Genomic DNA, 24,410 nt, shown 5'->3' with positions numbered 1-24,410 from the left:
TAACAAAGGAATTCACCATGCAAAGCCATTTTCGCCTGCCCGCGCTGGCGGCACTCTTTTTAACCGGCGCGTTTTCCGCGTGGGCCGCCGACACGCCGGTTAAAGGCGGCACGTTAATTTATCTGGAGCAGCAGCCGCATACTAATCTTTATCCGCCAGCCGGCGGGTTCTATCCCAACGGCGGTATTCTTAACCAAATAACCGACAAGCTCACCTGGCAAAATCCGAACACCTTACAGGTCGAACCCTGGATTGCCGAAAGCTGGAGCGTTAACGCGGATAAAACCGAATATACCTTTAAGATTCGCCCCGGCGTGACCTTCTCTGATGGAACCCCGCTTGATGCCAATGCGGTAGCAAAAAACTTCGATACCTACGGTCTCGGCGATAAAGCACACCGCCTGCCGGTTTCCGAGGTGATAAATAACTACGACCGTAGCGAAGTCATCGATCCGCTGACGGTAAAATTTTACTTTAAAAAGCCCTCTCCTGGATTTTTACAGGGCACCGCCACCATTGGCTCCGGACTGGTCTCCCTCAGCACTCTGGCGCGTAATTTTGAAGAGCTGGGAGACGCCCGCCATATTATTGGCTCCGGTCCTTTTACGGTGAAAGATGAAAAGCCGGGGCGCGAGCTCGCTCTGGTGGCGCGGAAAGATTATCAGTGGGGGCCGAAAAGCCTGACCCAGCAGGGGCCAGCCAACCTCGACGGTATCACCTATATCGTGACGCCGGAAGATGGCGTGCGCATTGGCGCGCTGCTGGCGGGCCAGGCCGATTTTATCCGCCAGGTGCAGGCCTACGATGAAAAACAGGCGACCGATGCCGGCTTTAAAATCTATGCGGCCCCGACGCGCGGCGTCAACGATAGCCTCAGCTTCCGCCCGGATAACCCGCTTGTTGCCGACCTGCGCGTCCGTCAGGCGCTGCTGCACGCCACCGACGCGAAACAGATTGTCGAAACCCTGTTCTCCGCTAACTACCCGCAGGCGACTTCCGTTGTCGCCAGTAGCGCGGCTGGCTACGTTAATCTCCGCGACAGGCTGGCTTTCGATCCGGCCAAAGCAAAGCAGCTTCTTGATGACGCGGGATGGAAACCGGCCGTCGACGGCATCCGGGAAAAAGACGGACAGCGTCTGGCGTTAACCGTCTATGAATCCCTGCCCCAGCCGCAAAATAAAGAGGTCCTGCAGCTTGTTGCCCAACAGTGGCGTCAGGTCGGCGTTTCGCTGGCGGTGAAAGCCGGTGATGCCGGTAGCCGCACGCTGGATAACCTCGACCCGCTGAAAACGCCCCTTACCGTCTCAGAAGTAGGCCGCGCCGACCCTGACGTGGTTAAAAGTATGTTCTTCCCCAATAACCGCGACGCGCTGCTGCAAAAAGGCGGCTCCAGCGACAAAGTACAAAGCTTCCGCGACGATAAGCTCAACGCGCTGCTGACCGCGATTTCAGCCGAAGTCGAGCCGCAAAAAAGACTTCAGCTCACCGGTGACGCCCAGCGCTATCTGCTGGACAACGCCTACGTGATCCCGATTTTTGAAGAGCCGCAGGTCTTTGCCGGCGCTCCGTGGGTAAAAGGCGTCAGCTTTGAAGCAGTAGGCCGCCCGTCGTTCTACGGCGCATGGCTGGAAAAGCGCTAAGGAGCCAGCGATGAGCCACTATCTTCTGCGGCGTTCCGCACAGGGTTTACTGGTACTGTGGGCGGCGTTCACTCTCTCTTTCGTGCTGCTGCAGGTGCTTCCCGGCGATGCGGTGCTGATCAAGTTTCAGAACCCGGATCTGGGGCTCAGCCCCGGACAAGTCGCCGAAATGCGCCTCGCATACGGTGCCGACAGCCCGCTGTGGCAGCAGTATTTCCATACCCTGTTCGCCATGCTGCGGGGAGATTTTGGCTATTCGCTTCAGGCCGGAGTGGCGGTCAGTTCACTTCTCGCCAGCAATCTGCCGGAGACGTTGAGCCTTGCTGTACCCGCTTTTGCGCTGGCGATAGCGCTGGCCTTCGCCCTCGCCTTTGCTTCACGACTGCCGGGCCTGCGCTGGCTGAGCAACGCCCTGCAATCGCTGCCGGTGCTGTTTATCTCGCTGCCAACGTTCTGGCTCGGGATCGCTTTGATTCAGCTCTTCTCCTTTCAGCTTCGCTGGATCCCGGTGATCAACCCCGGGCCGTTTGAGGGGCTGATTTTGCCGGTTGTCGCCGTCGCGATACCGATTTCCGCTCCGCTGGCGCAGATCCTGATGCGCAGTCTGGATAGGGTCGCCGCCCAGCCGTTTGTCGCCGTTGCCCGCGCCAAAGGAATGAGCGAGACCGGCGTCCTGTGGCGACACGTTACCGGCAACGCCCTGCTACCGGCGCTTAACATTGCCGGTCTGCTGCTGGGGGAGCTGATCGCCGGGGCGCTGATTACCGAAACCGTATTTGGTCGCGGCGGGCTTGGGCAACTGACGCAACAGGCCGTAAATAATCAGGATATCGCAGTACTGCAGGCGGTGGTGATGATCTCCGCTCTCGGCTTTGTGTTGATCAACCTGCTGGTCGATCTGCTGATGCCGCTACTCGACCCTCGCCTGAAAACCGCCGCCGGAGGTGCCATATGAGCCTTGTAGATTATGCAACAGCCGCTCGCCGCCGGACGCCAAATTGGCGCACGCTGCGCGTTCAGCCAGGCCTGCTGCTGGCCTGGGCGGTAATGATCGTTGCCGTGCTGATGGCCGCAGTCCCGCAGCTGTTTACCGCTTATAACCCGCTGGAAGGCTTTCCCGGCGCCCAGCGTCTGCCCCCGCAGGCAGGACACTGGCTGGGAACCGATCAGCTGGGCCGCGATCTGTGGAGCCGCATTGTCTACGGCGCGGTGCATTCGCTCTCCGCCGCGCTGGCTGCGGTGGCGATTGGCCTGATCGTCGGTACCGCGCTGGGCACGCTGGCCGGGGCGCTGGCGGGACGCGTGGAATCGCTTGTCATGCGGTTGGTTGACGTGCTGTTGGCAATTCCTTCTTTATTACTGTCGCTCACGGTCATTATTCTGCTCGGTTTCGGCACCCTCAATGCCGCCGTCGCGGTTGGCGTCGCGGCAATCGCCAGCTTTGCCCGCCTGGCGCGGTCTGAAGTGGTCCGCGTACGCCACAGCGACTTTGTTGAAGCGGCCTACGGCAGCGGCGGAACCTTTTTCGCCGTTTTCTGGCGGCATATTTTGCCCAACTCGCTTACCGCGGTGCTGGCCTTCGCTACTCTCCAGTTCGGCCAGGCTATTCTCGCGCTCTCTACCCTCAGTTTTCTTGGCTACGGCACACCGCCGCCGGTTCCGGAATGGGGATTGCTGATCGCAGAAGGCCGCAACTATCTCTCCACCGCCTGGTGGCTGACCACCCTTCCCGGTATTGCGGTGATCGTAGTCGTCCTCGCCGCCAACCGCATCAGCCGTCAATTTAGCGGAGAACGCCCATGAACGTTTTGACTGTAGAAAACCTGCGCATCAGCTATCGTTCACGCCGCGAGTGGCGGGAAGTGGTGCATAACGTCAGTTTTCAGGTACAACGCGGCGAAATGCTGGCGTTCGTCGGTGAGTCCGGTTCGGGAAAAACCACCACCGCTCAGGCTATCATTGGCCTGCTGGCGGATAATGCGCGCCGCGACAGCGGGCGCATCTGTATTAACAATGAAGATATTAGCGGCTGGTCAGCGAAACGCCTCGACGGCCTGCGCGGCGCGCGGATTAGCCTGGTGCCCCAGGATCCGGGAAATTCGCTTAACCCGGTAAAAACCATCGGCGCGCAGGTGGGTGAAATCCTGCGCCTGCATCAGAAAAGCAGCGCCGCAGAGCGTAAAAAGCAGGTGCTGGCCCTGTTGGCGAAAGTCGGGCTGAGCCATCCGGAACAGCGCTTTAGTCAGTATCCGCACCAGCTTTCGGGCGGTATGAAGCAGCGGGTGCTGATTGCCATAGCCATTGCTCTGAAGCCCGATCTCATCATCGCCGATGAGCCAACCAGCGCGCTCGACGTTACGGTACAGAAACGAATCCTCGATCTGCTGGATACATTACGCCGGGAGTCGGGTACGGCGGTGCTGTTTGTCACCCACGATCTGGCGCTGGCCGCCGAGCGCGCAGACCGCCTGCTGGTCTTTCGCCACGGCGAAATTCAGGAGCAAGGCGCAACCGCCGATGTCGTTCGCACGCCGCAGCATGCCTATACCCGCCAGCTGCTCAGCGATCTGCATGGAGCGGCCCTGACCATCTCCCCCTCCGTTGGACGGCTGCTGGCAACGCCGGCGATTCGTGTCGAAAGTATCAGTAAGCGTTTCTCTATGGGCGACTCATATTTACAGGCGCTGGATGCCGTGAGCTTCGAAGTGAAACGCGGCAGCACGCATGCGCTGGTTGGCGAGTCGGGTTCAGGTAAAACCACTCTTGCGCGGATCCTGCTGGGTTTCGAACGGGCCGATAGCGGCCAAATTGCTATCGATGGCATTGATTCAGGACATCTCAGCTGCGAGGCGCTACGCCAGCTGCGGCGTAAAATACAGTTCGTCTACCAGAACCCCTTTGCATCACTGGATCCACGGCAAACGCTGTATGAAATTATTGAAGAGCCGTTAAAAAACTTCGACCGTCTGAACGCTGAAGTCAGGCGCCAGCGCGTTGAAACGATCGTCGCGCGCGTGGCGCTGGACCCGGAGCTGCTGTCTCGCACCGCACGTGAGCTCTCCGGCGGCCAGCGCCAGCGGGTCGCCATCGCCCGCGCGTTAATCCTTGAGCCGACGATCCTCGTGCTGGATGAAGCCACGTCGGCGCTGGACGTCACCGTACAGGCGCAAATTCTCGCCCTGCTACAACAGCTCCAGCAGCAGCTGGGGCTGAGCTATCTGTTTATCACTCACGATTTAGCAACGGTGCGCCGCATCGCACATAGCGTCACGGTGCTGCGGGCGGGCAAGGTCGTCGAGCATGGCGACGTCAAGCAACTGTTCAGCGCCCCGCAGCATGAGTATACCCGCGAGCTTATTGCCGCTATCCCTCAATTTTCCCCCCTGAACAAGGAGGTCGCATGACGCGTAAACGACTGGGCTTTTTCACCCGCCTGCTGGACCACGCTGCGCCAAAAGAGCGCTATCGGCTGGCCACCGAGCAAATTCGCCATGCCGAGCGCCTGGGATTCGACAGCGCGTGGATTGCCCAGCACCATTTTCATGAGCATGAAGGCGGGCTGCCGTCGCCGCTGGTGTTTCTCGCCCACGCGGCAGCGCACACCGAGCGCATTCGTCTGGGAACCGCCATTATCACCCTGCCAATGGAAAATCCGCTGCGGGTGGCGGAGGACGCGGCGGTGCTGGATCTGCTCGCCGACGGGCGGCTGGAGGTGGGCTTCGGCTCCGGCGGTACCGCCACCTCATTTTTGCCCTTCGGACTCACTATCGACCAGCGCGGGGCGGTGTTTGCCGAACACCTGCATCTGATTCAAAGCGCCTGGCGCGGAGACACTCTCTCGCACCCGGAAAATCATCTTTACCCTCAGGCGCCGCAGCTGGCGGAACGTATCTGGATTGCCACATTTTCCGTAGAAGGCGCGGTCCGCGCCGCGAAGGCCGGACACGGGCTGATGCTCTCGCGTACGCAGCCGCGCCCGGCCGGCCGACCGACGCTACCGCTGGACGCCATTCAGAATCCGATTATCGATGCCTATCTTGAGGCATTGCCAACGAACATCGAGCCCCGGATCCTTGCCTCACGAACCGCCTTTGTCGCCGATAGCCAGGAGTACGCGCTACGGGTCGCTGAACCCGGCCTGCGCAAGCAGGCCGCCCAGCATCGCGCCGCAGGACATCAAATATTTGGTGACACTGTCACGGATTTACTGCCGCAGCTGGATGCTCACGTTGGCGATCCGGCGCAGGTTGCCGCTTCGCTGGCGCGCGATAGCGTGCTGCAGCGGGTGACAGATATTTCGTTTCAGGTGCACTCCGTTGAACCGTCGCACCGCGACACGCTTCGTTCCCTTGAGCTGATCGCTCAGCATATTGCCCCGCAAATAAGATAAGGAGTCCCCATGACGCTAAGTCAGGATATATTGGCCGAACTGGCAGAGATTGCCCCCGGTTCCGCTTTAGCGGCGGCGCGCGCCGTACGCGAGGCCGCTACCCTTCATGCTCAGGGAAGTTATGAAACATTGTTCAGCCAGGTGGATAACGACTTTCCACTCGACGAGCGTTTTGCCGTTGCCGCTAAAGTGGCTAAGCTGCATGAAAGCGATGCGCTGGCCGCCCACTATGCCGGTTTTGGTATTGCCGACCCCACCACGCCGCGCCTGGTTCCGGCGCTGGCCTTCGCACGGTTGTTAACCTTTACGCCGGTAGAGGCTACGCCGTCGGCGCTGGAGGCGTTAATTCGCGCCGGATGGAGCCTGCGCGGAATCGTGACGCTCGCCCAGCTTATCGCTTTTATCAGCTTCCAGAGCCGCCTGGTTAACGGGCTGCGCCTGCTTAACGGCAAAAGCGCTCACGTTGCGGAAACTCCGGTGGTAGCGGGATTCTGGCACACCTCAGGGCAAACGATTAGCGGTAAGAAAGCTCCGGTACATTTCACCCGCGATGAGCTGCACTGGGAACCCTGGCTGGCGGCCAAACCTCTGGCGGAGTTTACGTCCGATGAGCAGGCGCTGCTGGCGAAATTTGGCCATAGCGATTCCCCCTATTTCCGCCTGCTGGCGCGCAACCAGCCGCTGCTTGAGCAGCGCACGTTAACCGATAAAGGGATTTTTTATACTCCCGGCGGCCTGCCGCGCGCCGAACGCGAGCTGGCGGCGACGGTAGCGAGCAAAGTTAACGGCTGTATTTATTGCGCTTCGGTGCATGCGCGCAAGGCCGCGCAGCTGGCTAAGGATGAAACGGCGGTGGAAACGCTGCTGGCGGTGACGCCGGGCGATAAGCTGAGCGACGGACAGACGCCGCGCTGGCAGGCGCAAATCGATTTTGCCGCCGCGGTTTCCGTGATCCCTTCTGCGCTGGCCGCCAGCCATCTTGCCGCCGTCGAACGGCAGGGACTGGATATCCTCGAGCAGCTGGATTTACTGCAATCTGCGGCCTTCTTTGCCTGGGCCAACCGGTTAATGCTGACCCTTGGCGAACCCTGGCAAGAGTAGTCCATCAGGTCAGATGCTGCTGATAGCGGGCATAAATCAGCAGCGAACTGAGGGCCAGAAACGAAAGCAGCGCGGCCGGTAAGGCAACGGAGCTCCAGCCAAGCCCGGCCGTAATCATCATCCCGCCGAACAGCGCCCCTATGGCGCTGCCGAGATTAAAGGCAATCTGCCCGCCCGCCGCGCCCAGCATCTCACCGCCTTTTGCATTTTGCAGCAGCAGAATTTGCAGCGGCGCCGACAGAGCAAACAGCGCCGCGCAGCAAATAAACGCCAGCGTTAATGAGGCGGCTTTATATTCACCCAGAAAGAATATCAGCAGTAAGGTTACGACAATAACGCCATCGGTCACGGCGGCGATACGCAGCGAGCTAAAACGAACGGAAACTTTACCGCTGAATAAATTCCCCAGCACCATCCCGAAGCCCACCAGCATCATAATAAATATAATGGCGCTTTCACCGAAACCGGAGACGTTGATCATAAACGGTTTAATATAGCTAAACCATGCGAATACTCCGGCATTGCCGAACATGGTTGCGGCAAAAATTAACCACGGCGCGGGCGATGTTAAAAAATGAAATTGCGAGCGCAAGCGCGCCGTTGATTTATCAAACAGCGTGGGTACCCACCAGGCGATTGCGACCAGTACCGCGATATCAAAGAGCGCAATCGCCAGAAAGGTATAACGCCAGCTAAACTGATGCCCAAGCCAGGTCCCGGCGGGAACGCCCAGCAAATTAGCGACCGTCATTCCGGCGATCATCCCCGCAACCGCCGCCGTCACTTTGCCCGGCGGCGCTATTTTTGACAGGATGATAGCCCCTACGCCAAAGAATGCGCCGTGCGGAAAGCCGGAGATCAGGCGCCCCAGCGCCAGCATTGAATAACTGGAAGAGAGGGTGAAGATGGCATTGCCGATAACGCACAGCGCTACCAGAAACAACATAACCGATTTTAAGGAAAAACGGCTGGAGAACAGCGCCATCACCGGCGCGCCGATAACCACGCCAAACGCATAATATGAGATCATATTGCCTGCGGCGGGAATAGATATCCCGACATCATGAGCGATTTCAGGTAATACGCCCATAATACCAAACTCCGCCATCCCAAGACCAAAAGTGCCAAGCGCTAACGAAAAAATAGTCTTTTTCATACATCTAATCACTTGTTATAAAATATACCGGCGGCATTATTGTGCATTATCCAGCGGCAAACCAGATAAAAACGCCGGGTGACATTTTTATCCATAAAACGGCGCGGTTATTTCATAAGCTTATTCGCAAGTCGGTTATTAATTGCGCATTGTCTCAGGTACTGATTATTTCGAAGAGCGGATTACCATAAAAGCGATCGCCAGGCCATTGTGTGACCAGCGGCTGGATTGCAACTATAAACCGTGTGGCAATGCCGACCTAGGACCACGCCTCCACAAAAGTGCCATCTTTTTCATATCGTTGCTGTTCTCTGGAACCCGTCTCGCAAACCTGCAACAACCAGGGGAGTCGGTATTGTTTTTTAAAGTGCCAGGTTGATAATTGAAGCACACCACTTATGGAGGCCATAATGAAACTAAACGATATTGAAAACCTAACCGTCAAAGCCCCTCCACAGAATCCATGTCAGGCATCTGACGATCGCGATGAACAGTACCAGAAGGGCAAGGAGTTTATGCACGCAATGAATGAATTTACTGCTGAAGCCGGCCTGTTATCTGATGACCCCTTCTTTGAAGGACTGTGATGAGCTTACAATTTGATGTTTATCGCAATCCATCGGAGAGAACCAATCAGCTACAGCCATATATTATGGTCATTCAACATGATTATTACAGTGATTTGTCTACCAGACTTATTCTTCCATTAGGCTATAGTATTCGGCTGGCAGGATACTACCACTCCGCGTCTCCACGGATAAATATTGATTTTCAATCTTTATTCCTGAATACACCGGGGATCACCAGTGTAGAAAAGAGCAAATTAAAAAAGAAGCATTTCGTCTGTAATTTAAAAAGTAGCCGCGGAGATGTTATTTCAGCCATTGATGCTCTTATTACCAATACCTGACCCGCTCCGGATTTAACCGGAGCGGGTTTACGACGCAAAACTTATTTCAGTCCTTCACAGCTTTCTTGCTTCGCTTCCTGACGCTCCACCTCGCGATACCAGCGCGGATGATGTTTCTTCGCCCAGCGGCGACTCACCTTCCCCTCAACCATTCCCTTAATCGATCCTTTAACCCAGAACGCCATATACATATGAATAAGAATCGCGTGAATAAGAATAATCGCCGAGGTCGCATGAATCAGCAGGCTATAGCGAATAACCTGAATCGGAAAATAGTGGGCGAAATAAGGCCGCCAGATAATCACCCCGGTTACCAGCAGCACAAAAATCATGCTCATAATAGTCCAGAACATCATTTTCTGTCCGGCGTTATATTTTCCCACCCGCGCCACTTTATGCTCATTGCCCTTCAGTACCTCAATAATCCCCTTCAGCCACGGAATGTCCTGCTTATCGGGAATGTTGTGATGGACGAAACGCACAAACATAAACATCAGGGCGACAAAAATCAGCACCCCGAAGAACGGATGCAAAATCCGCCCCATTTGCGGCGTACCGAACGTCTCGGTCAGCCACTGTAGCGTCGGGAAGAAAAATGAAATCCCCGATAGCGCGACCAAAAAGAAGCAGATAACCACCGTCCAGTGACAGGCGCGATCGATAAACTTCGTGCGCACGATCGTTTTCGATTTACTCATCATGCTTCTCCTCATCGTCATCCGCTTCCTTGTTCGGCCCAATACCGATGTAGTGATAAATCAGCCCGGCAAAGGTGGCGATAAAGCCGACGGCGGAGAGCGGCTTCAGCGCCCCTTTCCACAGATTAATCGAGGTATCGATCCGCGGCTCTTTCGCCAGGTTATGGTACAGCTCCGGCTGGTCCGCGTGGTGCAAGACGTACATCACGTGGGTGCCGCCAACGCCGGACGGATTGTAAACACCGGCATGGGGATAGCCGCGCTTCTTCAGCTTTTCCACGCGCTGGTGAGCCACTTCCAGCATCTCTTTCTTCGTGCCGAAATGAATCGCGCCGGTTGGGCAGGTCTTCACGCAGGCAGGCTCCTGCCCCACGCTGACCCGATCGACGCACAGGGTGCACTTATAGACCCGGTTATCCTCTTTATTGAGGCGCGGGACGTTAAAGGGACACCCGGCGATGCAGTAGCCGCAGCCGATGCAGTTTTCCTGCTGGAAGTCGACAATGCCGTTGGCGTATTGAATAATCGCCCCGGCGGACGGGCACGCCTTCAGGCAGCCCGGGTCCTCGCAGTGCATACAGCCGTCTTTACGAATCAACCACTCCAGCCTGCCGTTCTGCTCGGTTTCGCTAAAGCGCATTACCGTCCAGGATTTGGCGCTCAGATCGGCGGGATTGTCGTATACCCCGACGCAGTGCCCGACTTCATCGCGGATATCGTTCCACTCGGAACAGGCCACCTGGCAGGCTTTACAGCCCACGCAGGAGGAGACATCTATCAGCTTTGCCACTTCCGCTTTATAATCCCGCGCGCGCGGCGCGGGAGTGATCGGATTGGTGGCGGAGCGTTTAATAATATCCTGGGTTTCCATCGCCATTAATTCGCTCCTTACGCTTTCTCGATGTTGACCAGAAACGCCTTATATTCCGGCGTTTGCGAGTTGGAATCCCCCACGTTCGGCGTCAGGGTATTAGCGATGTAGCCTTTTTTAGCTACGCCTTCAAAACCCCAGTGCAGCGGGATACCGACGGTTTCCACCTGCTGGCCGTTAACGTTGAGCGTTTGCAGACGACGCGTCACCACCGCCACCGCGCGGATAAACCCGCGCTTGCTGCTGACCGTGACCCGATCGCCATTGGCAATCCCCTTCGCTTTCGCCAGGCCTTCGCTGATTTCGACAAACTGCTCCGGCTGCGCAATGGCGTTGAGCAGCGCATGCTTGGTCCAGGTGTGGAAGTGCTCGGTCAGGCGATAGGTGGTACCGACGTACGGGAATTTGTCCTTCTTACCTAAACGCAGGGCATCCTCTGCATACAGCCGCACTACCGGACTGGAGATCACGTTCGGGTGCAGCGGATTGGTGCCAAGCGGCGTTTCCATCGGCTCGTAGTGTTCCGGGAACGGGCCTTCCGCCAGTTTATTCAGCGCAAAGAGTCTTCCCATCCCTTCCTGCTGCATAATAAACGGCCCGGTTTTGCTGCCCGGCGGGGCGTTATTAAAGTCCGGAATATCGTTTCCGACCCACCTGCTGCCGTTCCACTGGATCAGCATCCGCTTCGCATCCCACGGCTTACCGTTGATATCCGCCGAGGCGCGGTTATACAGCACGCGTCGGTTGAGCGGCCACGCCCATGCCCAGCCCAGCGTGTTGCCAAGGCCCGACGGATCGGCGTTATCGCGGTTGGCCATCTGGTTACCCTGCTCGGTCCAGCTACCGGTGTAGATCCAGCAAGACGAGGCGGTGGTACCGTCATCGCGCAGCAGCGCAAAGCTATTCAGCAACTGGCCTTTCTTCGCCACCAGCGCGCCGTTAGCGTCAAAGAGATCCGCCAGCGCATAGCCGTTGTTCTCTTTTGCCACTTCTTCCGATTCAGGATGAGCCGGCTGTTTGTAGCTCCAGCTCATCTTCAGCAGCGGCTCGGCGCCTTTACCGCCTTCTTTGCGATACATTTCACGTAGCCGATGATAAATCCCGGCGAGGATCTCCCCGTCGTTACGCGCTTCGCCCGGCGCGTCCTGGCCCTTCCAGTGCCACTGCAGCCAGCGTCCGGAGTTGGCGATCGATCCATCTTCTTCGGCAAAGCAGGTGGACGGCAGGCGGAAGATTTCGGTCTGAATCACGGCGGAGTCGACGTCGTTCGACTCGCCGTGGTTTTGCCAGAAGGTCGACGTTTCAGTCACCAGTGGGTCAATCACCACCATGTACTTCAGCTTGCTCAGGCTGCGGACCACTTTGTTTTTGTCCGGGAACGAGGCCACCGGGTTAAAGCCCTGGCAGATATACCCCGTCACTTTGCCGTTATCCATCATATTGAAATACTTGATAACGTCGTAAGCCTGGTCCCATTTCGGCAGCCAGTTAAAGCCCCAGTCGTTCTCTTTTTGCGCCGCATCGCCGTAGAACGATTTCATCAGGCTGACGAAAAACTTCGGATAGTTGCTCCAGTAGTTCACCTGGTCCGCCAGCAGAGCTTTTGGCGTATTCGCCGTCAGATAGCTTTGCAGATCCGCCTGCTGTTCCGACGGCAGCGTCAGGTAGCCCGGCAGGCTGGTTGAGAGCAGGCCTAAATCGGTTAGCCCCTGAATATTGGAGTGCCCGCGCAGCGCGTTCACCCCGCCGCCCGCCATGCCCATGTTGCCGAGCAGCAGCTGAATCATCGCCATGGTGCGGATGTTCTGCGCCCCCACTGTGTGCTGCGTCCAGCCAAGGGCATACAGGAAGGTGGTGGTTCGGTCCGCAGCGCTGGTTGAGGCCAGCACTTCGCACACTTTCAGGAAATCGGCTTTCGGCGTACCGCAGATGTTCTCCACCACCTCCGGCGTATAGCGCGAAACGTGCTGCTTCAGCAGGTTCCATACGCAGCGCGGATGCTGCAGAGTTTCATCGCGCATCGCGTAGCCGTTCTCGTCGAACTGGTAATTCCACGATGATTTATCGTACTGCCGTTTTTCGGCATCGTAGCCGCTGAACAGGCCGTCTTCGAAGGCAAAATCGTCGCGTACCAGCAGGCTGGCGTTGGTGTAGTGCTTCACGTATTCCGCATTGATTTTGTTATTTTCGAGCAGGTACAGCAGCACGCCCGACAGGAAGGTAATGTCGGTACCGGAACGGATCGGCGCATAAATATCGGCCACCGACGCCGTCCGCGTAAAGCGTGGGTCAACGACGATAAGCAGAGCGTCGTTGTTGTTTTTTGCTTCCATCGCCCAGCGGAATCCCACCGGATGGGCTTCTGCGGCGTTACCGCCCATCACCACCACGACATTTGCGTTTTTGATATCCACCCAGTGGTTGGTCATCGCACCGCGACCAAATGTTGGAGCAAGACTTGCTACCGTTGGTCCGTGTCAGACGCGCGCCTGGTTGTCTACCGCCAGCATGCCGAGAGAGCGCACAAACTTCTGCGTCAGCATGCCGGTCTCGTTGCTGGCCGCCGAGGCGCACAGCATGCCGGTGGAAAGCCAACGGTTAACCGTGACGCCCTGTTCGTTCTTCTCCATAAAGTTGGCGTCGCGATCGGCTTTCATCAGTCTGGCGATGCGATCAAACGCTTCGTCCCAGGAGATGCGCTGCCACTTATCCGCGCCCGGCGCGCGGTACTGCGGATAGCGCAGGCGGTTATCGCTGTGGACGTAATCCAGCAACCCTGCGCCTTTCGGGCACAGCGCGCCGCGGCTCACCGGATGATCCGGGTCCCCTTCAATATGGTAAATCGCTTCTTTCGCGTTTTTCGCACCGTCGCCCAAGCTATACATTAATAGCCCGCAGCCGACGGAGCAGTATGTGCAGGTGTTGCGGATCTCTTTGGCGCGCAGCAATTTGTAATTACGCGCCTGAGCCAGAGCCATTTTGGGCGCAAAGCCCAAAGCAGCGGCTGTTGTTCCGGCCATACCGCCTGCGCAGATTTTAAAAAACTTTCTGCGGCTGACGTCCATTGTTCCCCTCCATGCGGGATGTTTATTCATCGCGGAGGGCAAAGCTAACAGTAATATCCCTGTTTTATTTGCGTTAAATCAATGTCGAAAATCGACGCCCCCTTAATAGTCAGCGACGTCAAATTTTATTACCCCGATAGTATTAAGCACGGCGGAAAATATCCCCCCGATGGCAATAAAAAGTGTTATAAATCCCGACTGCGTTCAAACCAATATCAGGTTAAATATGGAGAAGAAAAGAGCCACGCTGATTGGATTCGCCGCCATCGTGCTCTGGAGCACGATGGTCGGGTTGATTCGTGGCGTAAGCGAAGGGCTTGGCCCAGTGGGCGGCGCGGCGATGCTCTACAGCCTGAGCGGCATTTTGCTTATCTTTACCGTCGGCTTCCCGCAAATTCGCCAGATCCCCCGGCCCTATTTGCTGGCCGGCAGCCTGCTGTTCGTCAGCTATGAAATTTGTCTGGCGCTCTCGGTAGGATTAGCCGGTACGCGGCAGCAGGCTATCGAAGTGGGAATGGTCAATTATCTGTGGCCCAGCCTGACCATTTTATTCGCCATACTATTTAACGGCCAAAAAAGCAGCTGGCTGGTAATCCCTGGATTGTTACTGGCTTTATTTGGCGTTACCTGGGTATTAGGCGGTGAGCATGGTCTGAATATTGACGAAATAATCAGCAACGTGGTTTCCAGCCCGCTGAGCTATATTCTGGCGTTCGTCGGCGCGTTTATCTGGGCGGCCTACTGCACGGTCACCGCTAAATATGCCAAAGGCAAAAACGGCATCACCCTGTTTGTTCTGCTTACCGCCCTGACCCTGTGGCTGAAATTCCTGTTCAGCGAGCAGCCGCCGATGATCTTCAGCTGGCCGGTGCTGCTCAAGCTGGTCGCACTCTCAGTCGCCCTGGGTTTCGGCTACGCGGCGTGGAACGTTGGGATCCTGCACGGTAACGTCAGCCTGCTGGCCGCCGCCTCTTACTTTACCCCGGTACTCTCTTCGGCGCTGGCGGCGATACTGCTCAGCGCCGCGCTCTCGTGGTCATTCTGGCAGGGCGCCGGGATGGTATGTATCGGCTCCCTGCTCTGCTGGCAGGCGACCCGGCGCTAGCCGAGGTCACCACCGGCAACCGGCAGCGTCACTCCGGTGATATAGCTGGCCTCATCGCTGGCGAGAAACAGAATCGCATTGGCCTGTTCCGCCAGCGTCCCGTAGCGATGCATCAGGCTGCTCGCCACCGTTTGATCCACCACCTGCTGATACCACTCCTGCTCCTGCGCCGTCGGCTGCTCTTCATTACGCGGCGTCAGGCGCGCTGGCGCCTCGGTTCCCCCTGGCGCCACGGCATTAATACGGATCCCGTTTGCGCTATATTCAAGGGCCAGCGAACGAGTTAGCGCATTAACGCCGCCTTTTGCCGCCGAGTAAGGAACACGGTTCACTCCCGCCGTCGCCACGGACGAAATATTGACGATACTTCCCTTGCCCTGCTTGAGCATCCACGGTAGCGCCGCCCGACAGCCCCACAGGGTCGGGAACAGCGAGCGGCGAATCTCCTTCTCAATCTGCTGCGGCTGATATTCGGCAAACGGCCGCGCCCAGATGGTGCCGCCAACGTTGTTAATCAGCACGTCAAGGCCACCAAAATGCGCCACCCCTTCGGCAAACGCCCGCTCGGTGCTTTCCCATTGCTCTAGATCGGCCTCCAGCGCCAGTGCTTCACTGCCGGAGTCGTTCAGCGCCGCCGCCAGTTCGTGAACATAACGAGAACGGTCAATCAACAGCAGCCGGGCGCCCTCGCGCGCCGCCTGCTCTGCCGTCTGTCGGCCTATCCCCTGCGCCGCCCCGGTGATCGCCACTACTTTATTACTGAATCGCATAGCTGCTCCTTATGCCGCCGCGCTCTGGCTGGCGATAAATTTCTCATACCAGAACCCCGCCGGCGAAATGCCTCTCTCGCGCAGCGCCGTGGATACCGCATTGACCATCGGCGGTGGCCCGCACAGATAGATATCCACATCACCATCGTTGAGTATCGCGTCAGCGAGATGTTCGGTCACAAAACCGCGCTGCGGGCATCCGCTTTGCGCGTCGGCAACCACCGGCAGCCAGCGATAGGCGGGAAGCTGGCCGGTAAATGCTTCAAGCGCGTCAGTTTTCACCAGGTCGCAGTCGCGGGTCACACCATAGAGCAAGGTGACGGACCGCGTGCTGCGTTGCCTGGCCAGCGTTTGCAGCATCGATAGCAGCGGAGCTAAGCCGGTGCCCCCCGCCAACAGCAATAGCGGACGCTCGCCGCTGCGCAGATAAAAGCTGCCCATCGGGCCGCTTAGCGTCAGACGATCGCCGGGACTGGCCCGCTGCGTCAGCCACTGACTCATCAAGCCGCCGGGCACATTACGGATCAGAAAGCTCCCCTCACGCGAGCCCGGTAGAGAGCTAAACGAATAGGCGCGCACCTGCGGCGTGCCGGGAACCTGAATATTGATGTACTGACCCGCCAGAAAATCCAGCGGTTCATCCAGCACAACGACCAGCTCGATGGCGGTGTCCGACAGTAGATTGACCTGCTTTACCGCTGCGCCCAGGCTTGCCAGCGCGGTTTTGCACTGGGCCGCGGCGGCCGGCACATCAATGACGCAATCGCTGGATGGCACCATCTGACAGGTCAGCACCTGACGATCCTGCGCTTCTGTTTCGCTTAACGCCTCTTCAAGATAATCGTCACCCATACCATATTCACCGCTGACGCAGCGGCATTTGCAGGTGCCGCAGACGCCGTCTGAGCAATCCATCGGCAAATTAACCTTTTGACGATAGGCGGCATCCAGCACTTTCTCTCCGGCGTTGCACTGAATAAAGCGGGTGATGCCGTCTTCAAAATTGAGAGCAATATTAAAGGTCATAAACGCCTCTTAAATGTGGTAAACGTCAATCACCTGACGGATGTAATCGTTATTCAGCCGCACGGTTTTACGGATAATCTGCGGCTTGCCGGCGCTTTCAATCAGCGTGCAGCTGGTAGAGCCAAACCAGGTATCCGTCTGCTGATAGCGATGGCAGTAGGTGACCCAGTTGTAGCGCACCTCCATCCCCTGTTCGGTTTCGCCAAGCAGCTCAACGTTGCCGATCATATGGGTGGTTCGCGGTTCCGGCGTGCTGGCCCCTGAGCGTTCCGTTTTGATGCGGTATACCCGGTCTTCGAGGCCATCGCGGTTCGGGTAGTAAATCAGCGAAATTTCGCGCTGCGGATCGCGGGTCAGCTTGTCGTCATCGCCCCACGCGGGCATCCAGTACACCACCTGCGGGCTGTAGCAGTTCAGCCATTCATCCCACTGGCGATCGTCCAGCAGACGCGCTTCGTAATAGAGAAACTGGCGAACCTGTTCGAGAGTCAGCATCAGACCACCTCCACGCGCTGAGTGATCGACTGGTCGTAGCGCTGCTGCTCTTTTTCCAGCGCCGCCAGCATCACGTTTTGCCAGTGATGATGGTGGGCGATATACAGCGCTTCATCTTCCGATTTCACCCCACTTAGCTGCGGCCTGAAGCCCGCCTGAAGGGCGTGTTCGTCAGGGCCGTCGACCCAGTGCAGCGCCCCGCGGCTGAGGTCGCTCCATGCCAGATTCTCAGCGAGATAACCGCGCTGGCAGGCGCTAAACTCTTCCAGATCGTCGGGCGTCCCCATGCCGCTAACGTTGAAGAAATCCTCATACTGGCGAATACGCAGCGCCCGCGCCTGGTCAGATTCGCCCTTCGGCGCGAAGCACCAGATAGTGACTTCGGTTTTATCCACCGCGATGGGGCGGATCACGCGGATCTGGGTCGAAAACTGATCCATCAGATAGACGTTCGGATAGAGGCACAGGTTGCGCGTTTCGTTGACCATCCGATCGGCGCGAGACTCGCCGAACTCAGCCTGCAGACGTTCGCGATGTTCATAGACCGGACGCACTTCCGGGTTAAGCGCCCGGGTCCAGAGCAGCATATGCCCATTCTCAAAGCCGTATCCGCCACCAACGCTTTTCGACCAGCCGTTTGCGTCTACCGCATGTGTTCCTTCCGCTTCGTAGTTGCGGCGCGACATCGTGGAGGCGTAGTTCCAGTGCACCACGCTAACGTGATAGCCGTCAGCGCCGTTTTCCGCCCCCAGCTTCCAGTTGCCTTCGTAAACATAGCTTGAAGAGCCGTTAAGAACCTCCAGTCCTTCCGGAGCCTGGTCGACGATCAGGTCGATAATTTTGCGGGTTTCGCCGAGATACTCCTCCAGCGGCTGCACATCAGCATTCAGGCTGCCGAACAAAAATCCGCGATACGATTGAAATTGCGGCAGCTTTTTTAAATCATGCGAGCCTTCATGTTTAAAGCTCTCGGGATAACCGCCGGTGCTTTCATCTTTAGCTTTTAAAAGCTTGCCGTTATTGCTGAACGTCCAGCCGTGAAACGGACAGGTAAATGAATTTTTATTACCGGTTTTGCGCCGACATAACATCGCTCCGCGATGGGCGCAGCTGTTAATTAGCGCATGCAGTTCATTCTTTTTATCGCGGGTAATCATCACCGGCTGGCGCCCAAGGGTCAGGGTGTAATAATCCCCGGGCTCCGGAATCTGGCTCTCATGAGCAAGGAACAACCAGTTACCTTCGAATATATGCTTCATTTCAAAATCAAATAGCTGCTGGTCGGTAAATATAGAGCGATGGCAGCGATAAATATGTTTTTCACGGTCAACAATTAATGCATTGCTGATTTTATCTTTTAATGTAGTGAACGTTTTTTGCATGAGTTGGCCCCTCCTGCATAATTCAGGAATAGAAAAACTGATTACTCGGGATTGTGCTTTATTCTCCGGCCGCGATATAGCCGGAGAATAGCATTAACGCAGCGCTTTATTCCTGCGCGCGCAGGCGCGTACCGCGGTGTTCTTCTTCGGCGTTAAGCGCTTTACACAGGATAAAATCAAAGCGCACTTCGGTATGTTCCCCTTCCAGCTCGCGCTGCTGAATAAGCTCGCGATCGGTTACTTTTACCGGGTCGGCAATCAGGCCATCACGGGTGGCGAACGCGAAATCATCCCACAGATATTTGTCGCCGTTGAGATTGATCTGGCTGGTCAAATGTTTATAGCCTGGCGCAGAGACGAAGAAGTGAATATGCGCCGGACGATTTCCGTGACGCCCCAGCCGATCGAGCAGTTTTTGCGTCGGTCCATCCGGCGGGCAGCCGTAGCCGGAAGGCATTATGCTGCGCACGCTATAGCGGCCATCGGCGCCGGTACGGATGCGGCGACGCAGGTTGTATTCACTCTGGCTTTTATCGAAGAAAGAGTAGTTCCCAAGGGTATTTGCGTGCCAGATATCAACAATAGCATTGGCGACAGGACGGCCCTGATTATCGTTCACCTGACCATAAAGCCACATAACTTCCCCTGCATCTTTACCATCATCCATACGGGTATGCCCGTCGGCCAGCGGCGCGTTCGCCACGTACAGCGGGCCTTCAATGGTACGAGGAGTGCCGGTTTCACGCTGCGCTGCGGCATCAATAGCATCCTGACGCAGGTCGAGGAAGTGTTCAAGACCGAGACCTGCCGCCAGCAGCGCCGCCTCCTGGCGCCCGCCCAGCTCATGCAGATAATTAACCGCATGCCAGAACTCTTCTTCCGTAACGTTATATTCATCAATCAGCGTGCAGACGTTTTCCAGCAGACGGTGAATAATCGTTTTAAAACGTTCATCGCCGCCGCCAGCATTTAAACCAGCGCTTTCACGCAATAAATTTTGCACAGCATCTTGTTGTACGAATGCATTACTCATAATTATTCTCACTTATTGTTGTAGGATATTCGCCGAATGGCTTCGGCGAGAGGTTAGTGATTATTATTTATTAACGGTCGTCTTCGCGAATCGATGAAGGATGACGACAGAGCGCCTCCACGCGAATTTGTATAAATGGATATAGTGGTAAAGCCATTAAAATTTGATGCAGCTCTTCAGCATCTTTAACATCAAAAATACTGACGTTGGCGTAAAGACCGGCAACGCGCCAGATGTGCCGCCATTTACCTTCACGCTGAAGTTGTTGAGAATAGTTTTTTTCGCGCCGTTTAATTTCCTCTATTTCATCGGCAGGAAATCCCAGCGGAATATTCACGGTCATATCGACTTTAAAAAGCATAATAATTCTCCGTTACGCTTTGCGGCTATAGAACCGCAGCTTGTCTTCATCCAGTTCAACGCCAAGACCCGGCGTTTGCGGCAGCGTCACTGCGCCTTCGGCAAAGGTGAGCGGGACGCTGACAATATCGTCCTTCAGCAACAGCGGACCAAACATCTCGCTGCCCCACTGCAGGGGGAGCGTCGACCAGGCGTGCAGCGAGGCCAGAGTGCCAACGGTTCCCTCAAGCATCGTGCCGCCGTAAAGCCCGATTCCCGCCGCTTGCGCGACTTTTGCCAGCGCAAGTACGCTATTCGGTCCCCCTGCTTTGGCAATCTTAAGCGCATAGGCTCCGCTAAAGCCCTGCTGCGCCAGGCGATAGCCATCGTAGTGGGTCGCCACCGCTTCATCGGCCAGAATGGCCGCGTCAATATGATGGCTGAGGCGCACCAGCGCAGCGTCATCCTGGGCGCTGACCGGCTGTTCAATCAGATCCACTCCCATCGCCGCCAGTTCGCGGCAACCCTTTGCCGCGGCGGTGGCATCCCACGCCTGATTGACGTCAACGCGGATGCTGGCCCGGTCTCCCAGCGCTTCCACAATCGCCCGGGTATGGCGCAGGTCGGTGGTTAGCTCGCGGGCGCCGATTTTCAACTTAAATGCCTGATGGCGGCGTTCTGCCAGCAGCTTTTCCCCCTCGGCGATATCTTTCTCGGTGTCGCCGCTGGCCAGAGTCCACAGGACCGGCAGCGAAGTTGTCAGCGCCCCGCCAAGCAGCGCGGAAACCGGCAGACCAAGCGCCTTACCCTGCGCATCCAGCAGCGCAGTTTCAATGGCTGATTTAGCAAAAGTGTTGCCTTTAACCGCGCTGTTCATACGGGCGGTCAGGGCATTTAAATTATCGGCCGCCTGGCCTTTCAGCAGCGGCGTCAGGTAATGGTTAATTGCCGACACGATGGCTTCCGGGCTCTCCACGCCGTAGCTCAGCCCGCCAATGGTAGTCGCTTCGCCAATACCGCAAATCCCATCCGAACGGGTCAGGCGGACGATCGCCAGCGTCTGGCAGCCCATCGTGGTCATGGAGAGCTTATGCGGCCGAATGGTCGGGATATCTACCAGCCAGCTTTCAATACGTTCAATGGTCGCGGTCATCTTTTTGTCCTGGTGATGAAATACATAACTTTTCATACCCCTGTTCATAACGTGGGGTAACGATGCTTTTGACAATAGGACTGCGCAATAGACCCGGTCAACGGCGATAATCGAAATGTTGTGCGATTATCGACGCAGTTGTTAAATTGAGGTTAATAATGTGATCGACGTGGTAAAACCAGCACAAGGAATCGCCGCGTTTTTTACCCGCGATATAGTGATGCTCCGTGAGCCTATATCTTCAACAACAGAGGGGTTATATGAGCGAAAAAAAACCTGATACCCTCAGCGCCCGCCAGGCTGAACACGACCCTAACTTTATGCTATCCCTGGCGCGCGGGCTGGAGGTGCTGAACGCGTTTACCCCCCAGCGCCAGCGTCTGACCATTTCCCAGCTTAGCCAGAAAACGCAGATCTCACGCGCGGCAGTGCGCCGTTGTCTCTATACTCTTGCCGCGCTGGGGATGGTGCATAGCCCGGACGGCCGTAGCTATGAACTGCTGCCTCGCGTCCTGGCGGTAGGCCACGCCTACCTGGCCGGAACGCCGCTGGCTAAAGCCGCGCAGAGCGCACTGGATACTCTGGGTAAAAACCTTGGAGAGTCCTGCTCCGCCGCCACGCTCGACGGCGATAACGTTCTGTATATCGCCCGTACGGCGGTAAATAATTTGCTAAGCGTGGATATTGGTCGCGGCAGCCGTCTGCCGGCCTGGGCCACTTCCATGGGACGAGTTCTGCTTAGCGCTTTAGCGGAAGAACAACTTGACGTGACACTGTCACGGGCTAATTTAATCCGCTATACCCCGCACACCCTCTGCGATATCCCGGGTTTACGTCAGGAGATTGCCAGAGTGCGCATGCAGGGCTATGCGCTCGCCGATCGGCAAATCGAGGTGGGATTATGTTCGCTGGCGGTACCGCTACTTTCGCGTAACGGCCAGGTGGTGGCGGCGCTGAATGTTGGCGTTCCCGCAGGCAGCACTAACGCAGCGGCGCTGAAAGAGAAAGCCCTCGCCCCCTTACGACGGGCGGCGATGGAGCTTTCTCTTCAGCTATAAAGGGTTAATTTAACTCCGGCGCTTTTGCCAGACCACGCCAGATCCCCGCCGCCAGCAGCAGAAGCAGAACGCCAGCCGTCGCCAGCACGATGCTGTGGGAATTGATAAACGCCGCTCTTGCCGCTTCAAGCAGGCTTTGTGCCTGTATCGCGGGCAGCGACTGTGCCAGCTTAATCGCTTCGCTAATGGAGGATGCCGCCTGCTCCGCCGCTGCGCCGTCGATCCCCCCGGGCAGAACAATTGATGAGGTATAGCTGCGGGACAGGATCAGGCCAAACAGCGCAATGCCCAGCCCCGCGCCCAGCTCATAGGCCATCGTTTCGATGGCTCCCGCCGCCGCCGCTTTCTCCTTCGGCGCGGCGGCCATAATCGCGGAGCTGGAGGCGAGCAGCGCGCTGGCGACGCTAAAGCCGAGCAGCGTCATCAGTCCCCAGGCCTGCCACTGCTGGGTACTGAAATCGGTCATCGACAGACCGAGAAAGCTCAGGGCGCTCAGCAACATTCCGCCGGTCGCCACCTCACGCAAACCCACTCGTGACACCATCATCCCGGCGATGGGGCCGCTGAAGCCGCTTGCCACCATCAACGGCAGCATAAACAGTCCGGCTTCAAAGGGCGTTTTGTTGTGCACAAACTGTAGCTCCTGGGCCATCAGCAGTTCGAAGCCGACCAGGGTAATCAGCGCAGTCATCGCCATCATCACCCCGCTTAAAATAATGCGATGGGTGAATAAGCGCATATCGACCATCGGCCGCGCCGCCGCCAGCTGTTTACGCACAAACCAGTACAGCATCGCGGCGCCCGCAATCGCCACCATTGCGATTAACCACAGCGCCATTTGCCCTTTCAGGGCCGTTTTGGCGCTAAATACCAGCATCAGGATGGCGGCAATCAGGATCAGAGCCTGGACAAAGTTGAGGGGCTGCTCGCGTCGGGCGGGCTGGCGCGGCACCACTTTGGCATTAATCGCCATCACCAGCAGCACGATTGGCACGTTGATGAGGAATACCGCTCCCCAGTAAAAATGCTCCAGCAGCACGCCGCCAATCAGCGGGCCGAAAGCCGCGCCTCCCGAACCGACGGCCGCCCACAGGCCAAGAGCCATATTGCGCTGATGGGCAAGGGTAAATGTGCTGCGGATCCCGGCGAGGGTCGCCGGAACGATCATGGCCGCCCCTATCGCCAGCAAAGCGCGGGACGCAATCAACGTCTCCGCGGTCGGTGAAAACGCCGCCGCCAGCGAGGCGGTGCCAAAAATACCGCTGCCGAGCAGCAGCAGCCGTTTAAAGCCGATTTTGTCGCCCAGCGCCCCCATCGGCAGCACCATGCCGGCCATCACCAGCGAATAGATATCAATAATCCATAACAGTTCGTTGCCGCTGGTACCCAGCGCCACGCTTAGGGTTGGCGCAGCCACATGCAGAACAGTGGCGTCAATCGCCACCGGAATATAAACCAGCAAAATCGCCATCAGCGTAAACCATTGCCGAGACATACTACTTTTCCTCTACGTTAAAAACTGGACAACCGTCCAGCATGACGATCCTGCCCCAATGTTGAACAAGTGTCCAACTTTTTGTTACTATCGCTAAAAAAAGAGGTGAGAAACGTCATGAGCTACTTAAATCGCGATGCGCGTCGGGAAGTTATTGTGCTGGCAGCCATGCGCGTCGCGCTGAGAGGCGGATTCAGCGCGATGACCGTCCGCCAGATCGCCGCCGAAGCCGGCGTCTCTGCGGGTCAGCTGCACCACCATTTCACCTCCACGGGTGAGTTGAAGGCCCATACCTTTGTGCGCCTGATTCGTGAAATGATGGACATGCCGTTAGTCGCCGAAGATGCCACCTGGCGGGAACGGCTTTTTTCAATGGTGGGCAGCGATGACGGCAGGCTTGAGCCGTACATTCGTCTGTGGCGCGAAGCGCAGCTGCTGGCCGATAGCGACAGCGACATCAAAGGGGCCTATCTGCTTACGATGAGCATGTGGCATGAAGAGACCCTGAAGATAATCCAGCGCGGGACCGAAGCGGGTGAGTTCAGACTAAAGGACCAGGCGGAAAGTATCGCCTGGCGGCTTATCGCCCTGGTTTGCGGCCTGGATGGTATTTATGCGCTGGGTATGGAGGAAATTGATGATGCCGCCTTTAATCAATATATAAATCATTATATATCGATGGAGTTATTTTAATTACGTTTACACTTTGTAACAAATTATCTC

Annotated in this window: 22 protein-coding genes and 1 pseudogene; 11 read left to right on the top strand and 12 right to left on the bottom strand. The window is 57.0% G+C overall.

Translation table 11 applies throughout. The annotated features are described in order from the left end of the window. The first annotated feature begins 17 nt into the window (after positions 1-17). From GJ746_RS12295 to GJ746_RS12270, 6 genes are read left to right on the top strand one after another with little or no spacing between them, the layout of a single operon-like run. Positions 18-1,640 carry a TIGR04028 family ABC transporter substrate-binding protein gene (locus tag GJ746_RS12295; protein WP_154680451.1) on the top strand — a complete coding sequence of 541 codons (1,623 nt, stop codon included), beginning with the start codon at positions 18-20 and terminating at the stop codon, positions 1,638-1,640. A gap of 10 nt (positions 1,641-1,650) precedes the next feature. Further along, entirely contained in the window at positions 1,651-2,595 is a 945-nt protein-coding gene (locus GJ746_RS12290; protein ID WP_154680450.1) for an ABC transporter permease, read from the top strand. Next, the gene (locus GJ746_RS12285) at positions 2,592-3,443 is read left to right on the top strand and encodes an ABC transporter permease (RefSeq protein ID WP_154680449.1); all 852 of its coding nucleotides are present in this window, start codon (positions 2,592-2,594) and stop codon (positions 3,441-3,443) included. Before GJ746_RS12290 ends, GJ746_RS12285 begins: the two co-directional genes overlap by 4 nt. Beyond that, the gene (locus tag GJ746_RS12280) at positions 3,440-5,044 is read left to right on the top strand and encodes a dipeptide ABC transporter ATP-binding protein (RefSeq protein WP_154680448.1); all 1,605 of its coding nucleotides are present in this window, start codon (positions 3,440-3,442) and stop codon (positions 5,042-5,044) included. The genes GJ746_RS12285 and GJ746_RS12280 overlap by 4 nt, the downstream gene beginning before the upstream one ends. Continuing rightward, complete coding sequence (locus tag GJ746_RS12275) at positions 5,041-6,030, top strand: putative FMN-dependent luciferase-like monooxygenase (RefSeq protein WP_154680447.1); 990 nt, start codon at positions 5,041-5,043, stop codon at positions 6,028-6,030. The genes GJ746_RS12280 and GJ746_RS12275 overlap by 4 nt, the downstream gene beginning before the upstream one ends. A 9-nt stretch (positions 6,031-6,039) precedes the next feature. Continuing rightward, positions 6,040-7,131 (top strand): alkylhydroperoxidase domain protein, encoded by a 1,092-nt coding sequence (locus tag GJ746_RS12270; RefSeq protein ID WP_154680446.1) that lies wholly within the window; start codon positions 6,040-6,042, stop codon positions 7,129-7,131. 4 nt (positions 7,132-7,135) lie between these two features. Here GJ746_RS12270 and araJ read toward each other — a convergent pair whose 3' ends face one another. After that, on the bottom strand, positions 7,136-8,287 hold the full coding sequence (araJ, locus tag GJ746_RS12265) for an MFS transporter AraJ (RefSeq protein ID WP_154680445.1): 1,152 nt from the start codon (positions 8,285-8,287) through the stop codon (positions 7,136-7,138). A gap of 410 nt (positions 8,288-8,697) precedes the next feature. On the opposite strand from araJ, the gene GJ746_RS12260 reads away from it, so the two are divergent. Both GJ746_RS12260 and GJ746_RS12255 read left to right on the top strand, forming a co-directional pair. Continuing rightward, positions 8,698-8,874 carry a hypothetical protein gene (locus GJ746_RS12260; RefSeq protein WP_154680444.1) on the top strand — a complete coding sequence of 59 codons (177 nt, stop codon included), beginning with the start codon at positions 8,698-8,700 and terminating at the stop codon, positions 8,872-8,874. Then, positions 8,874-9,197: a CcdB family protein gene (locus GJ746_RS12255; protein WP_154680443.1), complete on the top strand. Its 324-nt coding sequence runs from the start codon at positions 8,874-8,876 to the stop codon at positions 9,195-9,197. The genes GJ746_RS12260 and GJ746_RS12255 overlap by 1 nt, the downstream gene beginning before the upstream one ends. A gap of 41 nt (positions 9,198-9,238) precedes the next feature. On the opposite strand, the gene fdnI is transcribed toward GJ746_RS12255, so the two are convergent. From fdnI to fdnG, 3 genes are read right to left on the bottom strand one after another with little or no spacing between them, the layout of a single operon-like run. Continuing rightward, on the bottom strand, positions 9,239-9,895 hold the full coding sequence (gene fdnI / locus GJ746_RS12250; RefSeq protein WP_154682714.1) for a formate dehydrogenase-N subunit gamma: 657 nt from the start codon (positions 9,893-9,895) through the stop codon (positions 9,239-9,241). Further along, entirely contained in the window at positions 9,888-10,772 is an 885-nt protein-coding gene (gene fdxH, locus GJ746_RS12245) for a formate dehydrogenase subunit beta (RefSeq protein ID WP_154680442.1), read from the bottom strand. The genes fdnI and fdxH overlap by 8 nt, the downstream gene beginning before the upstream one ends. A gap of 11 nt (positions 10,773-10,783) precedes the next feature. After that, on the bottom strand, positions 10,784-13,831 hold the full coding sequence (fdnG, locus tag GJ746_RS12240) for a formate dehydrogenase-N subunit alpha (RefSeq protein WP_154680441.1): 3,048 nt from the start codon (positions 13,829-13,831) through the stop codon (positions 10,784-10,786). 226 nt (positions 13,832-14,057) lie between these two features. Between fdnG and yddG the strand changes: the two genes are divergently transcribed. Then, positions 14,058-14,936, top strand: coding sequence for an aromatic amino acid DMT transporter YddG (gene yddG / locus GJ746_RS12235; RefSeq protein ID WP_154680440.1), 879 nt, complete (start codon positions 14,058-14,060; stop codon positions 14,934-14,936). On the opposite strand, the gene benD is transcribed toward yddG, so the two are convergent. The 7 genes from benD to GJ746_RS12200 form a co-directional block, all read right to left on the bottom strand. After that, positions 14,933-15,706: a benzoate diol dehydrogenase BenD gene (gene benD / locus GJ746_RS12230; protein ID WP_154680439.1), complete on the bottom strand. Its 774-nt coding sequence runs from the start codon at positions 15,704-15,706 to the stop codon at positions 14,933-14,935. The genes yddG and benD overlap by 4 nt on opposite strands. Before the next feature lie 9 nt (positions 15,707-15,715). Continuing rightward, on the bottom strand, positions 15,716-16,732 hold the full coding sequence (gene benC, locus GJ746_RS12225) for a benzoate 1,2-dioxygenase electron transfer component BenC (RefSeq protein ID WP_154680438.1): 1,017 nt from the start codon (positions 16,730-16,732) through the stop codon (positions 15,716-15,718). Positions 16,733-16,741: 9 nt separating this feature from the next. Next, the gene (gene benB, locus GJ746_RS12220) at positions 16,742-17,227 is read right to left on the bottom strand and encodes a benzoate 1,2-dioxygenase small subunit (RefSeq protein ID WP_154680437.1); all 486 of its coding nucleotides are present in this window, start codon (positions 17,225-17,227) and stop codon (positions 16,742-16,744) included. Continuing rightward, positions 17,227-18,609: a Rieske 2Fe-2S domain-containing protein gene (locus GJ746_RS12215; RefSeq protein WP_154680436.1), complete on the bottom strand. Its 1,383-nt coding sequence runs from the start codon at positions 18,607-18,609 to the stop codon at positions 17,227-17,229. Before GJ746_RS12215 ends, benB begins: the two co-directional genes overlap by 1 nt. Positions 18,610-18,715: 106 nt before the next feature. Next, complete coding sequence (gene catA, locus GJ746_RS12210; RefSeq protein ID WP_154680435.1) at positions 18,716-19,642, bottom strand: catechol 1,2-dioxygenase; 927 nt, start codon at positions 19,640-19,642, stop codon at positions 18,716-18,718. A 70-nt stretch (positions 19,643-19,712) separates the two neighbouring features. Continuing rightward, positions 19,713-20,003 carry a muconolactone Delta-isomerase gene (gene catC, locus GJ746_RS12205; protein ID WP_154680434.1) on the bottom strand — a complete coding sequence of 97 codons (291 nt, stop codon included), beginning with the start codon at positions 20,001-20,003 and terminating at the stop codon, positions 19,713-19,715. A 12-nt stretch (positions 20,004-20,015) separates the two neighbouring features. Beyond that, positions 20,016-21,182 (bottom strand): muconate cycloisomerase family protein, encoded by a 1,167-nt coding sequence (locus tag GJ746_RS12200; RefSeq protein WP_195908832.1) that lies wholly within the window; start codon positions 21,180-21,182, stop codon positions 20,016-20,018. Between the two features lie 172 nt (positions 21,183-21,354). On the opposite strand from GJ746_RS12200, the pseudogene GJ746_RS12195 reads away from it, so the two are divergent. After that, a pseudogene (locus GJ746_RS12195) lies at positions 21,355-22,192 on the top strand (IclR family transcriptional regulator C-terminal domain-containing protein). 4 nt (positions 22,193-22,196) lie between these two features. On the opposite strand, the gene GJ746_RS12190 reads toward GJ746_RS12195, so the two are convergent. Beyond that, positions 22,197-23,687, bottom strand: a complete 1,491-nt coding sequence (locus GJ746_RS12190; RefSeq protein ID WP_154680431.1) for an MFS transporter — start codon at positions 23,685-23,687, stop codon at positions 22,197-22,199. A 117-nt stretch (positions 23,688-23,804) separates the two neighbouring features. Between GJ746_RS12190 and GJ746_RS12185 the strand changes: the two genes are divergently transcribed. Further along, positions 23,805-24,380 (top strand): TetR family transcriptional regulator, encoded by a 576-nt coding sequence (locus tag GJ746_RS12185; protein ID WP_154680430.1) that lies wholly within the window; start codon positions 23,805-23,807, stop codon positions 24,378-24,380. Positions 24,381-24,410 lie beyond the last annotated feature (30 nt).

The organism is Klebsiella oxytoca, from assembly GCF_009707385.1.
GTDB classification, from domain to species: domain Bacteria; phylum Pseudomonadota; class Gammaproteobacteria; order Enterobacterales; family Enterobacteriaceae; genus Klebsiella; species Klebsiella oxytoca_C.
This window is presented reverse-complemented; position numbering and strand designations above follow the sequence as displayed.